At 32.2% G+C, this 14,753-nt stretch carries 16 protein-coding genes; all 16 read right to left on the reverse strand.

All coding sequences use genetic code 11. The annotated features are described in order from the left end of the window. Positions 1-4 precede the first annotated feature (4 nt). Positions 5-898 carry a ribonuclease HIII gene (locus tag PXD04_RS14700; RefSeq protein ID WP_323735579.1) on the reverse strand — a complete coding sequence of 298 codons (894 nt, stop codon included), beginning with the start codon at positions 896-898 and terminating at the stop codon, positions 5-7. 51 nt (positions 899-949) lie between these two features. Beyond that, entirely contained in the window at positions 950-1,255 is a 306-nt protein-coding gene (locus PXD04_RS14705; RefSeq protein ID WP_323735580.1) for a nucleotidyltransferase domain-containing protein, read from the reverse strand. 271 nt (positions 1,256-1,526) lie between these two features. Then, the gene (gene argB / locus PXD04_RS14710; protein WP_323735581.1) at positions 1,527-2,423 is read right to left on the reverse strand and encodes an acetylglutamate kinase; all 897 of its coding nucleotides are present in this window, start codon (positions 2,421-2,423) and stop codon (positions 1,527-1,529) included. A 20-nt stretch (positions 2,424-2,443) separates the two neighbouring features. Further along, positions 2,444-3,646, reverse strand: coding sequence for a bifunctional ornithine acetyltransferase/N-acetylglutamate synthase (argJ, locus tag PXD04_RS14715; protein ID WP_323737450.1), 1,203 nt, complete (start codon positions 3,644-3,646; stop codon positions 2,444-2,446). A 74-nt stretch (positions 3,647-3,720) separates the two neighbouring features. Further along, positions 3,721-4,152 carry a hypothetical protein gene (locus PXD04_RS14720; protein ID WP_323735582.1) on the reverse strand — a complete coding sequence of 144 codons (432 nt, stop codon included), beginning with the start codon at positions 4,150-4,152 and terminating at the stop codon, positions 3,721-3,723. 13 nt (positions 4,153-4,165) lie between these two features. Next, the gene (locus PXD04_RS14725; protein WP_323735583.1) at positions 4,166-5,380 is read right to left on the reverse strand and encodes a hypothetical protein; all 1,215 of its coding nucleotides are present in this window, start codon (positions 5,378-5,380) and stop codon (positions 4,166-4,168) included. A 1-nt stretch (position 5,381) separates the two neighbouring features. Further along, positions 5,382-6,422 (reverse strand): NYN domain-containing protein, encoded by a 1,041-nt coding sequence (locus PXD04_RS14730; RefSeq protein WP_323735584.1) that lies wholly within the window; start codon positions 6,420-6,422, stop codon positions 5,382-5,384. Between the two features lie 216 nt (positions 6,423-6,638). Next, complete coding sequence (locus PXD04_RS14735) at positions 6,639-7,004, reverse strand: nascent polypeptide-associated complex protein (RefSeq protein WP_323737451.1); 366 nt, start codon at positions 7,002-7,004, stop codon at positions 6,639-6,641. Between the two features lie 180 nt (positions 7,005-7,184). Next, entirely contained in the window at positions 7,185-7,514 is a 330-nt protein-coding gene (locus tag PXD04_RS14740; protein WP_323735585.1) for a DUF2304 domain-containing protein, read from the reverse strand. 17 nt (positions 7,515-7,531) lie between these two features. Then, positions 7,532-8,242 (reverse strand): glycosyltransferase family 2 protein, encoded by a 711-nt coding sequence (locus PXD04_RS14745; protein ID WP_323735586.1) that lies wholly within the window; start codon positions 8,240-8,242, stop codon positions 7,532-7,534. 403 nt (positions 8,243-8,645) lie between these two features. Further along, positions 8,646-9,224 carry a flavodoxin family protein gene (locus tag PXD04_RS14750; protein ID WP_323735587.1) on the reverse strand — a complete coding sequence of 193 codons (579 nt, stop codon included), beginning with the start codon at positions 9,222-9,224 and terminating at the stop codon, positions 8,646-8,648. A 117-nt stretch (positions 9,225-9,341) separates the two neighbouring features. Beyond that, the gene (locus PXD04_RS14755; RefSeq protein ID WP_323735588.1) at positions 9,342-10,355 is read right to left on the reverse strand and encodes a glycosyltransferase family 2 protein; all 1,014 of its coding nucleotides are present in this window, start codon (positions 10,353-10,355) and stop codon (positions 9,342-9,344) included. Positions 10,356-10,370: 15 nt separating this feature from the next. Next, complete coding sequence (locus tag PXD04_RS14760; protein ID WP_323735589.1) at positions 10,371-11,144, reverse strand: glycosyltransferase; 774 nt, start codon at positions 11,142-11,144, stop codon at positions 10,371-10,373. A gap of 138 nt (positions 11,145-11,282) precedes the next feature. Further along, positions 11,283-12,197, reverse strand: coding sequence for an NAD(P)-dependent oxidoreductase (locus tag PXD04_RS14765; protein WP_323735590.1), 915 nt, complete (start codon positions 12,195-12,197; stop codon positions 11,283-11,285). Positions 12,198-12,202: 5 nt separating this feature from the next. After that, positions 12,203-14,026 carry a thiamine pyrophosphate-binding protein gene (locus PXD04_RS14770; RefSeq protein ID WP_323735591.1) on the reverse strand — a complete coding sequence of 608 codons (1,824 nt, stop codon included), beginning with the start codon at positions 14,024-14,026 and terminating at the stop codon, positions 12,203-12,205. A gap of 30 nt (positions 14,027-14,056) precedes the next feature. Next, complete coding sequence (locus PXD04_RS14775) at positions 14,057-14,743, reverse strand: sugar kinase (RefSeq protein ID WP_323735592.1); 687 nt, start codon at positions 14,741-14,743, stop codon at positions 14,057-14,059. Positions 14,744-14,753: the final 10 nt, after the last annotated feature.

Here is a 14,753-nt window from a genome sequence, read left to right on the forward strand (position 1 = left end):
TCTCTCATTGTTTAATATATGGTTTAACATTCTTAAAATGTGTCTTTGCAACTTTATCTAATATATTTTTATCAATATTTTTAGGCTTTGTTTTTCTAAGACTAATATTATATCTTTCTTCTATCTCTTTTAATGTTTTTTCATAATGGTACTTGGCAATAATGCTGCTGGTTGCAACAGGAATAAATCTTTCACCATCAGATTCCTGGATAACTTTAATCTTGTCATCTACGTCAAGGTAGTCATTCATCTTCTTATAATCAAACTTGTCAATAATTATTAACACGTTTGTTGTATTAACTTGTTTTAAGAGATTGGTTATTGCCTTAGAATGAAGGTAGGCTAGTAGGTGATTAAGGTTTTTACCTTCACTTTTAAACTTGTTGTATAGTTTGTTATAACTGAAGGGTGTTAATATGAGTGTTTCATGGTTTATGCCTAGTTTTTCAATTTTTTTGTACTGGTTGATGATTTGTTTTCGGGATAATTTTTTGCTGTCAGTAACACCAATCCTCTTCAATTTAATATTTTCATCATGTGATGTAGATACAGCCGTGATAACAAGGGGACCATACCATTCACCCTTACCAGTTTCATCAGAACCAATAGTAAAATCATAGTTATCCAACATACTAATAGAATAATTACTTCTATCTTCAATATTATTGTCTCTAACAACTGGTTCAACATACTCCCTTTTTTCAAGAACATCATCCAAAAAAGAAAAAGATGCCCCGTTCTCATTAAAAACAAGCTTATTAGAATTATACAAAACAAAAAACAAATCACCATCCTTAATCCTAACACGCTCATACTGATGAGGAGACTCATGCCGTAAATCCCCACACAAACTCAAAAAACGACCAACTTCCAAATCACTTAAACTAACAGACTTCATAAAAACCCATCAAATAATATTTTCTTCAAATCCTCTAGATACCGTTTAATTTCATCCAATTATAACACCATCCTCAAGAACATTTCTTAAAAAAGAAAAATTTTTAGTTTCATTATAATGATTCTGTGACATAATATGTGCTGATATATACTGTTTTTGTGTTAAAAGAATATCTATTACTTCTTCACTAATATAATCTTCAAGTTCTTCCTCATTGTTGGCAATAATTAAAATATCAATATCAGAATCTTCAGTATCTTCACCACGTGCAACAGAACCAAATAATATTATTTTCTTAATATCTTTTGATTTAATTTTTTTCGCAAATTCTTTTGCAATTTCTACTCTATTATACATCCTTTTCCTCGAAGTTTACATACATTATGTGAATATATTTATTTAATTCATAATTAAATTTCTTAATTAAATATGATAATTTTAACTAAAATTATAATTTTCAATTTATTTTGTCTTAAAAAAAGTATACATTAATATCACTAAATTATTTATAAAACTTTGATTAATAAAATAATAAAATATCAAAGCATATCTAAAAAATAATCCTAACATAAGAAATAATACAATTAAACAATAATCTAATCCTAAAAAATAAATAAAATAAAATGAACTATTTTCTAACCATAGTTCCAATACCATCCTTAGTAAAAATTTCCAATAATATAGAATGGTCAATTCTACCATCAAGAATATGAGCAGTTTTAACACCATTCTCAACAGCATTAATACAAGTTTCCACCTTAGGAATCATACCACCAGTAATAATATTCGTATCAACAAGCTCTCTAAGCTCATCCACATGAATCCTGCGAATAATACTATCCGGATCCTCAGGATCAGTCATAATACCAGGAACATCAGTTAAAACAATTAACTTCTCCGCATCAATCTCAGAAGCAATACTACCAGCAACAGTATCAGCATTCAAATTCAAAGTATTACCATACTTATCAGTACCCACAGGAGAAATAACAGGTATATAATTTTCATTTGTTAACACATCAACAATATCTGTATTAATTTTATCAATCTTTCCAACATATCCCAGGTCAACCTCAATAATTTCCCCATTTTCCTGCTGAACCTTTGTAGGATCTCTCTTACTTGCCTCTATAAGAAAATCAGCAGTACCATTAATACCAATACTCTTTCCACCATGTAACCCAATATTAGACACTATCTCAGTATTAATTTTACCTACAAGAACCATTTTCACAATATCCATAGTCTCAGAGTCAGTTACTCTTAATCCACCCACAAACTTGGAATCTTTTCCCATTTTCTCCATAGAACGGGATATTTCAGGTCCTCCACCATGAACAACTACTGGCTGCATACCCACATACTTTAACAGTACAGTGTCCAATGCAGTGTTGCTCATAGCATTTTCATCAATCATAGCATGTCCACCATACTTAATCATTATCTTTTGTTTATGAAATTTCTTAATGTATGGTAACGCCTCTATTAAAACATTACTTATATCTGTTGGTTCATATTCTACCATATCATCATTCCTCCCCATTTTTATGTTGTGTAATCAGCATTTATATGAACATATTCACAGGTAAGATCACAACCATAAGCTGTGGTACTGTAATCTCCTTCATGAATATCTACTTTTATAATAACAGTCTTTTCCTTCATTATCGCTTCTGCCTCTTCAAGCAGTTCCGGCTTATCATAAGTAGTAACTACTCCATCCTCTACAATAGGCACGTCCTTGTCCTGGTTACCAATACTTATAGACACATTATCCGGATCAAAGTCTACACCGGAGTATCCCATAGCACTAATTATTCTTCCCCAGTTAGGATCAGCCCCCGCAAGCGCAGTTTTAACAAGACTACTTGAAACAATAGACTTGGAAATTAGTATAGCATCATCTAATGTTCTGCATCCTCCAGCTTCTACCTGCATGAACTTATCTGCACCTTCACCATCACGGGCTATCTGCTTAGCAAGAGAAATGCACACATAATCAAGTGCTTCCTGGAAGTTTTCATCATATTCTCCACACACTTCATCAGTACTTAATAACAGTACAGTGTCATTTGTACTTTCATCACCATCAACCACAACCATGTTAAATGATTTTCTTATACTTTCATTCAATGCTTCCTGTAACTTTTCCTGTGACAATTTCAGGTCGGTTGTAATAAATCCGAGCATTGTCCCCATATTAGGTGCTATCATACCTGAACCTTTACACATACCAGCTACTCTGAATGTGGTTCCATCCTTTAATGTGTGTTCTACTGCACATTCCTTCTTAACAGTATCTGTTGTGAGTATTGCATTAGCAGCATCACTTGCATGACTCTTGGAGTTTCCAAGTTGAGATAATGATTTTTCTGCTACTGGTTTAAGTATATCCATAGGCATTTGTCTTCCAATAACACCAGTACTTGCAACAGCCACATCCTCTAATGGAATGCCTAGTGTATCGGCGGTTAGCTGTGCAAGTTCCAAACCATTTTTTATTCCTTCTTCCTTGGTGTAGCAGTTGGCGTTTCCACTGTTTACTATTATTGCAGATATTTTTCCATTTTCCAAGTGTTTCCTTGTAATTGTTATTGGTGCTGCGTATACTTTGTTTGTTGTGTATACGCCTACGCATGTACTGTTTTCATGGTATATTATTGTCACACCATATTTTCCTTCTCTGTACCCGCTTACCTGTACAGAGCCTATTGAACATATTCCATTGTCTAAATTTTTCATAATCATCATATTCCAATATAAAATTTTCTGTAAAAAAATATAAAAAAATAATTAAAAATAAGGGCGATTAATTAATTATATCAGTTTGAAGAGCTTGAGGAACTGCTTCCACTACTTCCACTACTACCATATGATCCACTTCCACTACTTCCACTTCCACTTGAGGAACTGCTATGTTGGGCTGATCCACTTCCACTTGAGGAACCACTATCCGAACTTGATGATCTCTGTGAACTACTGCTGTCACTGCTACTACGTGATGAACTTGACCTGTAATTGTAATTGTTAGATGAGGATGAGTAAGATTTTTTACTATATGATGTGCTAGGTGTACTATTGGAGGCATTGGTTGAATCGTTTATTGATAGGTTAGTATTGTTCTCAATATCTTCTAGTATGCTTGCCTGTGGAAGATCCAAGTGTACAAATGCTGCTGCTATTGTTCCACATATGAGTGCTAAGAGTCCTACTATTAATATTAACAGTATCTTTGATTTTGTTTCACCATTCATACCTTTTTCACCTTCATGTAGCTACTGTAACTATTAGTAATGCGAACAACATTGCAACTAGGCCAAGCCATGCATTACCTGTATTCCATCCGATGAGTGTGACAAGGAATACAAATATGAATACTCCTGCAAGTAATCCGTTCCTGTTTTTTATGTATTCTAGTGCTGAACGGGTAAACTCTGATGGTATATAATAAGCGTATTTACCATTTGCTAGGTCAAATACTATTACTGGAGTGTCTTCATATATTTTTAGTTCATCTGTTATATGAGCATTTTCTCCGGCTTCACGACGACTTTTACCGATTCCAACTCTTAGGTTCAGTCCGTTGTTCATTGCATACCATGCACAGTCAAGTCCTGTTTTCAGTGCTATTTCCTTGTTTGGGAAGTTTATTATTAGGTCGTCTCCTCCTACACGGTATCCTTCGATTTTTCCTTCACTTTCATTGGTGATGTATGAGTTAATGTCATTCATTATCTCGATTAGCTTGTCTTTACCATATTTTGAGATAAATCCTGTTGAATCCTTTGCATCAATGTACATGAAGTTATCTATTTGTACTGGGGTAATGTCTACTTTTTCCATTGTTGGTGTTGTTTCAAAGATTATTCCGTATTCTCCGCCTAGCTTGGTGAATCCTACTCCGCTTGTTGGTCCTATTTCATTGTTCATGTCTATTGCACGTTCAATGGATGCTGCTCCGGTCATTCCTACTGCGGCTCTTATGTTACAATCGTTTTGCATACCTAGTGTGATGAGTCGGATTGCTATTCTTATTCCATCTTTCTTGGAGGGCATTTTGGATACAAGTTCTGTTTTGCTTCTTTCTATAATTTCTCCGTTTGCTTTTTCTATCATCTGAACAAATGTGTCCATTAATGGTGATTTCTTAAATAGTTCAACGTATAAGTAACGGTCGTTTCCCATGATTATGTTACTTAATAGTGCAAACTCGTTTACTTCATTATCTGCTGCCCGTATTTCTATGAATTTACGGTTTTGTGGCAGGTCTCTCTGGTCAATTTCTTGTTCGAGGTTTGCAAATATTGTTTTACTATTTATTTCGGCGGGTCTTACCTCAACTAGCATTGTCTTGGTAAGGTTTATGAGTGAAACGTAATCTGTTTCAAGCTCGTTTGTTGCAAAATAGTTTGTTCCAATACTTAATACTCTTTTATTTAGAAGACGGCTGAATAATCCTTTGATGAGATTATCTAATGCCATTTTATCGTCGTCCTCCACGTTCTATAGAGATTTCAAATTGTCCCGGTTTTTCCATGAGCATACTTGGTTTCACGCTTACTATTGGAAACTTCCATGTTCCCAGTCTTGCTGCCATTGTACTTGCAATGTTCCTGGAGTTGTGTTTGATGAATGAGTAATCTGTGTCATTTATTATGATGTTAAGGTTGTATGGTGATTCTTCAAGTACTTCATCAGAGTATATTATGTTTAATTCGAATGTTCCAGGTCTTGTGAAAAGGTCGTTACGTACTGCTACAAGTGGTGAGTGGTCAAGGTTTAACTTGTTACGTACTGTTACAGCAATTGTTCCTGCATTTTTTACTGCTTCCTTGTAGTCTTTTGGGTTTACTAGTACGAATATTAGGAAGTCTGAGTCTTCTATGTCATCATCTACGAAGCTTACCATCTTGTTTAGTAGTGGTAGTTTCATGAAGATGTTTTCTAGTTTTGAGTCAATCTCGTTGTCTTCTTCCTTGTTTACTCTGTTTATTGCTTCTTGTGCTACGGCTAATCCACTGAATTTACGGTTTTTCTTTGCCTTGTAAACATCAAATCCTCTTGTTTCGAATTCGTTTAATGATTTTGAACAGATTTTTTGTAGTAGGTTTTTAACTTTTTTTGGTGGTGCCGGTTTTCCTATTTGGAATCGTCCATTTTTTACTCGGTATGGTAATCTTCTACTGTCTATGTCCTGGAATTCGTCCTGGTAGTCTCTGAAGAAGTCGTTGGATAATATTTTTGCATCTTCTTCGTATGCTAGGTTTAGTATGTAATGGTCTGCGATGGTTCCTGCTGGTACTGGGAATACTTCATCGTTTTGTATCATTTCATTAAAGCCATCTTTATCATCAATTTCATGTCTTAATGGTGCATCAGCTAGTACTATTGGTTCATGTCCTAACTTTTGAAGTGTGCTTATTGCTACTTTTAGTGTTTTAAGACTTGGTGTTACTTTTCCTGTTTCTTCATCGGGTTGTTGTCCGTAGTATGCTACATTTGACCCATCAACAATTATTTTCAAAAGATCACCTGTATAATATTTATATTTTAAAATTTCTCTGTTCCTTTATTATATCTAATTATTTATTTAGTTTTCTTAGTATTTATCTTTATAATTCTAGATTTTAAATGATGATATAATCTTTTTAAAGTATTGTTAAAGATTATATATTATTTTTACTAGTTTTATTCTTATTTTACTGTTTGCTAATAAATAATTAGATTACCTGATTACCTTTTAGGATAATCTCATAATTGCTTCAGCTAAGTCACCATTAACTTCTTTTAGTGCTGCTTCAGCTTCTTCTTTGCTTTTTCCGGTTTGGGATGAAACTAGGTCAACATCGTCCTGTGATATTTCAATGTCTTCAGTACTTTCTGAGCTTTTAATCCTTTCTTCTGCATCACCAGAAATCTGGTAAGTTTCACTGCCCATAGCCTTCATAATGCTAACTTCTGCATTCTTAATTACTATTTCCTTATCTTTTAGGGTTATGACAACTTGTTCAACACCTTCAAGTTCTTTCATATTCATACCCATTTTTTTCATCTGTTTTTCCATCTGTCTTAACTGTTTAGGGTTTATTTTACCGCCTGGGAACATAATACTCATATCTCCTCTATAATTATAATTTATTAAATAAAATATTAATTAATGCTATATATATTATGTAATTAGTATACTATTAATTTTATTGTTAAAATAATATATTTTCAACAATTAACTAGTATATTATTAAAAATTTTTTGATAAAAAAAGTGAAAACTTGTTGGATGAAAATAATTATTCATCATACTCCTTGAGAGCTAACTCACTGACAAGCTCATTAATACGTTTCTTCTGTTTTTCCATCTTATTATACAATTTAAAAACTATATAAAAAAGGAAAAGAATCGATATAATATAAACAATATCCAAGCCACGACCAAAGCCAAAAAACCTTGCAAAACTGGTAGTAATATCAGGGAATACAGTAACTATCATAACAACAATCCAAGCACAAATCCATAAAGACAAAACAAAGTTGCTGAAAGAATCACGCCGGAACTGATAAATACCAAAAAGTATACCTATAATACTAAGTACAAGGAGAATAATCTGATAAGTTAACATTCTAAACCAAACCTCACCTACTTCTTAAGAGTTTCATTTAAAAACTCTAAAATAATCTTCAAACCAACCAAAGTATTAGTACCCTTCTGAATAGTACGATCATCATAAATGGTAGTCATAGGAACCTCAAGCATCTCTAAATTACGCCTATTAATCTCACCAATAATTTCACTAGACACACCATACTGAGGACTCTTTAACTGCAACTTACGAGCAGCACTAGCAGTAAAAGCTCTAAGACCAGACTGAGAATCAGTAACCATCTTTCCCTGGAAAATATAAGTAATATAATTCATCACAGTATTACCAAAACGACGACCCGCAGGCATATCTGAGAAATCACGAGAAGCAATCACAACATCAGCAATACCATCCTGTAACGGAGGATACATCCTATACAAATCATCAGGGTTATGCTGACCATCAGCATCAAAAGTAATCATAATATCAGCACCCCTACTAAGAGCAGCCCTGATACCAGTCTTAATTGCACCACCCAAGCCAACATTAATAATATGTCGGTAATGATAAACATTAGGAGCATAACGCTTAACTAACTCCCTGGCAATAACAGGACTCTTATCCTTGGAACCGTCATCAATAATTAAAACCTTAAATCCACGTTCAACAAGACCTGTAACAACTTCCTCCAAAGTATTTTCCTCGTTATAACAAGATAAAATAATGTAAATATCCTTAGTAATCTTTGGCACATCTTTAGTAATCATAATAGTAAATCCCTCAAAGTCAATGTATTCAATTATATTAAAGTTAATATATATTTATGTAAAAAATACTTGATATACTTTATAAAAATCCAAAATACAAACTACCACCCAACACAAACATGCTCAACACAAGAAACAACAAACACAAAACAAAATACACAACAAACAACTTCCAATTCCTATTCTCATCACGAGTAAAATAAGTGTAAACTAGCAACACCAAAGACAAAAACAAATTAAACTCAAAAAAGAGAATATTAGCACCTATAATAACAGGATTTCTACCAAGAAACAACTCAAGAATCAAGGGAGTCACAAAAATAATACCTAAAACCAACAAATAAGATTCAAGATAAACCCGGGTAGACTTCCTAGACAAAAAAGGCTTACTAGACATAAACATTCAATCCTCACAATTAATTTTTTTCAACACATCCACCATACGCCGAGCAAGATAATCACAAGTCTCCAAAGCAACATCATCCTCAGAAGTATCACCAACACCCGTAGCACCAAAATGAGCAGTAGGCCTATCATCACCAACCACAATACCACCCTGAATCAAGAAAAAATCATACAACGAATGAATAGTAGTCTCCTGACCACCATTACGAAAACCACCACAAGACAAAGCACCACAAACCTTAAACTTAAAAGCATGAACATTACGCAAAGGCCTAAGACGATCAATAAAAGACTTAGCAAGACCCGTCATATCACCAAAATAAACAGGACTACCCATAACCACACCATCAGCATCTCTCACCTTCTCAGTTAACTCCCTCATATCATCATCAATAACACACTCATCAGTCTTCTTACAACAATCACAACCAGTACAATACTCAATCCTCTTATCATGTAAACAAATAAGCTCAGTATCAACACCAGCTTCACTAATCTTATCTAAAGTACGCTTAACCATAAACTCAGTATTACCCTCAGCACGTGGACTACCAACAATACCAACAACTTTCAACATCAAAATAAACCTCTATTAAAATATTTATAATAAATAATATATTAAAAACAATATTAAAAAATTTTCATAAAATAAAATTATTTAAACTTCAAAAAATAATTAAATCAAAAGTAATAATTAATAAAACTTTTTATACAATAGTTTATAAACAGAACTTGGAACAATATAAATCAACAATAAATATATTGATAATAAAAATCCTTTAATCCATCCAGTATGCTTATATAATGCTGCTAGCAATGAAATAACATTAATTTTAACATCTTTCTTATCCAAGGCTTTATCAGTCATAATAGCGACAGGAAGAACAACCAAATAATTATTGGTGGGAAGAGAATGATTATCTAAATGTGTATAAAAAATCTTACGGATATTTTTATCATTAATCATCAACCCAGAATGAAGCCAACCTTCATAAAATTTAGTAAATGTATATGTATGCTCTGCATCATTCTCAGGATTATCACCTTGAATAATTAAATCATGTTTTGCTCGATAGATAAAAAAATTTTTATTAACACTCTTACTAATCAAAGACATTTGAGGAAAAAAATTAGGAATATTATCATATGCACGAATAATATCATCAGATTCAAGAAGTTCTGTACGAAAAATATAAGATGATATAAAAGCAAGATCCATAAAATATTTACCTTCTATAATATTCACTAAATCAACAGCATGTATCTCTCTTTTTGGATTAAATTCTTCAATGATCTCTGTCAAATCTTTGTTTTGACCTTCTTTCTTATTACTGGGGAGTAATGGTGAAGAAACGTGAACAAAATCGTAAGTACTACTATCAACGGCTTCAATGACATCATTACAATCACTAAAATCATAACTATCATCATCAGCCAACAACCAAGTATACTCTAAACTACTAGTTCTAAGACCCTGAGTAATATTAGCATTACCACCAATATTCAAATTATTCCTAATAATCGACATATTAGGAAACAACTTCGAATACTTAGCACAAACATCTCTCGTATTATCAGGGGAACAATTATCTATAACAGTAAACTTACAATCTCTAAAAGGACTATCCAAGAACTGTTTAAGAGTATTTTCTAAATAAAGTGCCCTATTATAAGTAACCAAAACTAATTCCAATTTATCTTCAATCATATTTATTCTCCATTTTTAAAAAGGATTTAAACTTTTTATATAATTCCATCCATTTTCTTTGTTGAAATTTTGTAGTACATACATTAATATTAAATATATAATAATTTTTAATATTCGTTGTAAAAATATAGGAATAAACGTATACCAGTCCCCACAGGAGGTATAAATAATTTTTTCAGGGAAATGTTTTTTTTGTAATTTTGGAAGTAACTGATAATATGTTTCAGATAATGAATCACCTATAGATCTATGGATTAAATTTGTTGGAATTACATATGATTTATAACCTTCTTTTTTTATAGATAGTACATAATCAGTGCCGTATAAATGCCAATCATCACATGTTTTTTCATCGAATTTATGTTTATTAAAAACTTTTTTAGGAATGATTATTAGACATTCATCTAATGTTTTTATTTCTAAAGGAGTTTTAAGTGTGTAATCTGATACTCTTCTTGGAGGTTCACCCATTAAAATATTGGTATATAAATGGATATCTTTTTTACCTAAAACTCCTACAGCACCGATTTTATCTAATTTTTTAATTTCAAGTTCTGTTTTACTTAACCAGTTTGTTCCAATAAATTTAACATCTTGATGAACAAATAGTAAATAATCTCCTTTTGCTTTTTTAGCCCCATAATTTAAAGCAGATGTAGCACTATAAAATCTATTTTTTTCATTGTTAATTAATATTAAATCATAATTTGAATCTTGTTGTGATAAACTATTTAACAAGTATTCGTTTAAAATTTCTTTGTTATTATATACACAGATAATACTGAACATAGTTTCACCATTTAGTTTATAATTTACAGGAATATTGGATTATTGTTTAATATTTTGCTTGTTAGTTATTATTTAATACTTATTTTCATTTTTTTCTACATTATATGATGACTTGAATAATTTTTGTTCTTTTTTCATTTAATTTAAATTATTAATTTTTTTTATCCATTCAATAGTTTTACCAATTCCTTTATTAAAGGTGTATTTGATTTTGAAAGGAGTGTCTTTTTTTAGTTTTGATATATCTGCTGACATGTACATTACTTGGTCGGGATTATATTCTCGTTTTCCAAAGTTTACTTGGTATTCTGGATTAATTTGTTCACATACTGATAGTATGTACTCTTTTAATGTTTTTTCTTCTTCACCTGCAATTAGGTAACATTCGCCGTGTTTTCCATTTATGGCAATTTCATATAATGCATTTGCACAATCTTCTGAATAGATATAATTCCATACCTGTTTTGCATCAGTAGTATCAAATTCTTCATTATTTAATGCGGAAGTTATTAATGAACATATCATGCTATGCGTATCTCCGGGTCCATAAACGCTTAAGATTCTTGTCCAGCAATGTTTAATTCCTAATTCATCAGATAATAGTTTGCTTAGTTTTCCCGCCGTATATTTTGCTATGCCATATCCTGTTGTTGGATTTACGGGGGTTTTATCAGTTAGTTTGGTGTTATGAACACCTAGTTCTGCTTGTGAACCTGCACCTACAAATACGTTACAACCACTGTAATATGCTAACTTTGTAGCATCTAATGTATACTGTATGTTCTTCTCCTGGGAGTACACATTATTCCTGTTTTTAAAACCATAAGTATTAGACCAGGCAAGATGAAAGAAAATATCTCCTTTAATTTTATCTTTTAAGGATAATAATTGGCTATTATCACATTCAATAATTTGAATATTGTGATGTTTTGGAATTTTTTTATTATTTCTAGAATTTGGGCGGGTAATTAAGGTTAATTCATGTTCGTCTTTTAATAATTTGATTAAAGCTAATCCAATCATTCCTGTGGGGCCTGTTATTATTATTTTCATAGATTTTATTCCTTGTTTTCAATTAAGTTAATGTACATGTTTTCTTCTAATTCTTTCCTGTCGAGGAATGGTTTCATGTCTTCTAGTGGTGCGGATATCATTTTTCCATTTGGTAATTTTTTGGAAGCACTTTTTGGTTCAAATGCCTGTGTGGTGTCTACAAATACTTCACATATTATTGGTGTATCGATTTTTAATGTTTGTTCAATTGTCTCTTTTAAATGATTGATATTATGGCAGCTCATGTATTTGTATCCGTATGCTTCTGCTATTTTACTCATATCGGGGAAACTAACATCTCCACTATCTGATCCTATACCAATAAATGGTTTTTCAAAGAATGAACGTTGAGTAATCCTTATTGACTGGTATCCATCATTATTTATTAAAAATAATTTTATAGGTAAGTTGTGATGAATAATTGTTTGTAACTCTTGAAGGTTCATCTGTATACTTCCATCACCACAAACACATATTATACTATCTTCAATGCCTAAACATGCACCTATTGCTGCAGGTAAATCATAACCCATTGATGCAACACCTGAATTAACCACTAATCGCTGTCCTTTTTTAAGCTTATATCCATGGATACATGCACATGCTGCACCATTGGCCACAACAATTTTATCATCTTCTTTCATACATTCAGATAATGTGTCAAGAAATGCGTAGACATTTATAGGTTCTTTTTGTTCATATTTGCTGGAATCACATACAGGATATTTTTCTTTCCATTCATTACATTGTTTTACCCAAGATGAATAATTAAAAACAGTGTCTGGACATTTGTTTTCAAGGTATTCATCCAGTTTTTCCAGAAATTCTTTAATATCTGATTGAATTGGCATATCAATTTTTAATGTTGGTTTTTCTATTTCTGCAGGGTCTATTTCAACCATTATTTTATATGCTTCTCTTGCCCATGAGTCATATGCAAATGATACTTGTCTTGTACTTAATCTACAACCCAGGGATAATATCAGATCACTGTTTTGGACTGCAAAATTTGCTGGTCGGTCACCAAATGAACCTCCACATCCTACAGTTAATGGATTATCATATTCTAAGGAATCAGTAGCATTCCATGCATTAACTACTGGAATTTGTAATTTATTCACAACATTCAAAAATGATTCGTAAGCATTATTTGTTCTAATAGCACTTCCAGCATAAATAACAGGTCTTTCGGCCTCTTTAATTTTATTCACTACCTCTTTTAATACATGTTCTGTAACTGGTTTTCCAAGGTCAGTATTTAATTCTTTTGGTTCAAATTCAATCAAATCATCAGTATCTATTATTGCTCCCTGAATATCTAGGGGCACATCAATCCAGCATGGTCCTGGCCTACCATGTAATGCTAAGTAAATAGCTTTTTCCAGACAATATTTTATATATTTGGGGTCAGTTATCATTTCAGCATATTTTGTCATAGAATCAATTGTGGATACAATATTCCATTCCTGATCACCTAATTGTCTTAAATCAAGTCCTGTGCTATCAACAGTCATTTCATATTTCACTTGTCCTGAAATAACAAGCATAGGTATTGAGTCAAGATATGCTCCTAGAACACCAGTTATTGCATTTGTACCTCCAGGTCCAGTAGTTACACATACACATGGAAGTTTATTTGACATACGATAATATCCCTCTGCTGCTATGGAACAAGCTTGTTCATGATGATTATGGATACATTTAATGTTCTGGTTATGTCCAAAACCATCATTAAGGTGCATAGCACCTCCACCAACAACGGTAAATACAGTGTCAATACCTTTTTCGAATAAAAATTGTGCAATATAATCAGCTACTCTTATCTTCATAAAAAATACTTCCCTCTACTATTTTTTTTCTCATCTTTGTACTCTTCCAGATTCGTTTCCATCTACTAAATTTTCTACTTCTTCAACACTACAAAGATTATAATCTCCTTCAATTGTATGTTTCAGACAACTAGCCGCCGTAGCAAATTCAAGAGATTCTTGAATAGATAAATTATTCATAAATCCATAGATTAATCCTGCAGAAAAACTGTCTCCTCCACCAACACGATCAACAATATGAATAGAATACTCTTTGGCTTGATAAATTTCTTTTCCATCATATATTACTGAAGTCCATTTATTGTCGCTTGCAGAAAGTGAAGTTCTTAAAGTACATGCTACATATTTGCAAGGATATTTCTCAAGAAATTGTCTTGCAACATTTTCATATGATGAATAATTAAGTTTTCCCATTGTTACATCAGTATCATCTGCAACTATTCCAAAGACTTTCTCAATATCCTCTTCATTAGCAATACAAACATCAATGTACTCTATTATTTGTGACATGACTTCACATGCTTCGCGGGTACTCCATAGTTTTGAACGATAATTTAAATCACAACTAACAGTTAATCCCCTTTTCTTGGCTTGTTTACAGGCTTCAAGAGAAATATTTGACATTGTTTTACTCAGTGCAGGGGTTATTCCTGATAAATGAAACCATGATGCATCTTCAAAAATTTCTTTCCAATTAAAATCTTCTGGTTCTGCCATGGATATTGAA

Origin of the sequence: Methanosphaera sp. ISO3-F5, assembly GCF_034480035.2 — an archaeon.
Taxonomy (GTDB): Archaea; Methanobacteriota; Methanobacteria; order Methanobacteriales; family Methanobacteriaceae; genus Methanosphaera.

Bases quoted from the DNA above. Each gene is read 5' to 3' on its own strand.
- PXD04_RS14700 (WP_323735579.1), bottom strand. From the start codon at position 898: ATGAAGTCTGTTAGTTTAAGTGATTTGGAAGTTGGTCGTTTTTTGAGT.
- PXD04_RS14705 (WP_323735580.1), bottom strand. From the start codon at position 1,255: ATGTATAATAGAGTAGAAATTGCAAAAGAATTTGCGAAAAAAATTAAA.
- argB (WP_323735581.1), bottom strand. From the start codon at position 2,423: ATGGTAGAATATGAACCAACAGATATAAGTAATGTTTTAATAGAGGCG.
- argJ (WP_323737450.1), bottom strand. From the start codon at position 3,646: ATGATTATGAAAAATTTAGACAATGGAATATGTTCAATAGGCTCTGTA.
- PXD04_RS14720 (WP_323735582.1), bottom strand. From the start codon at position 4,152: ATGAATGGTGAAACAAAATCAAAGATACTGTTAATATTAATAGTAGGA.
- PXD04_RS14725 (WP_323735583.1), bottom strand. From the start codon at position 5,380: ATGGCATTAGATAATCTCATCAAAGGATTATTCAGCCGTCTTCTAAAT.
- PXD04_RS14735 (WP_323737451.1), bottom strand. From the start codon at position 7,004: ATGTTCCCAGGCGGTAAAATAAACCCTAAACAGTTAAGACAGATGGAA.
- PXD04_RS14740 (WP_323735585.1), bottom strand. From the start codon at position 7,514: ATGTTAACTTATCAGATTATTCTCCTTGTACTTAGTATTATAGGTATA.
- PXD04_RS14745 (WP_323735586.1), bottom strand. From the start codon at position 8,242: ATGATTACTAAAGATGTGCCAAAGATTACTAAGGATATTTACATTATT.
- PXD04_RS14750 (WP_323735587.1), bottom strand. From the start codon at position 9,224: ATGTTGAAAGTTGTTGGTATTGTTGGTAGTCCACGTGCTGAGGGTAAT.
- PXD04_RS14755 (WP_323735588.1), bottom strand. From the start codon at position 10,355: ATGATTGAAGATAAATTGGAATTAGTTTTGGTTACTTATAATAGGGCA.
- PXD04_RS14760 (WP_323735589.1), bottom strand. From the start codon at position 11,144: ATGTTCAGTATTATCTGTGTATATAATAACAAAGAAATTTTAAACGAA.
- PXD04_RS14765 (WP_323735590.1), bottom strand. From the start codon at position 12,197: ATGAAAATAATAATAACAGGCCCCACAGGAATGATTGGATTAGCTTTA.
- PXD04_RS14770 (WP_323735591.1), bottom strand. From the start codon at position 14,026: ATGAAGATAAGAGTAGCTGATTATATTGCACAATTTTTATTCGAAAAA.
- PXD04_RS14775 (WP_323735592.1), bottom strand. From the start codon at position 14,743: ATGGCAGAACCAGAAGATTTTAATTGGAAAGAAATTTTTGAAGATGCA.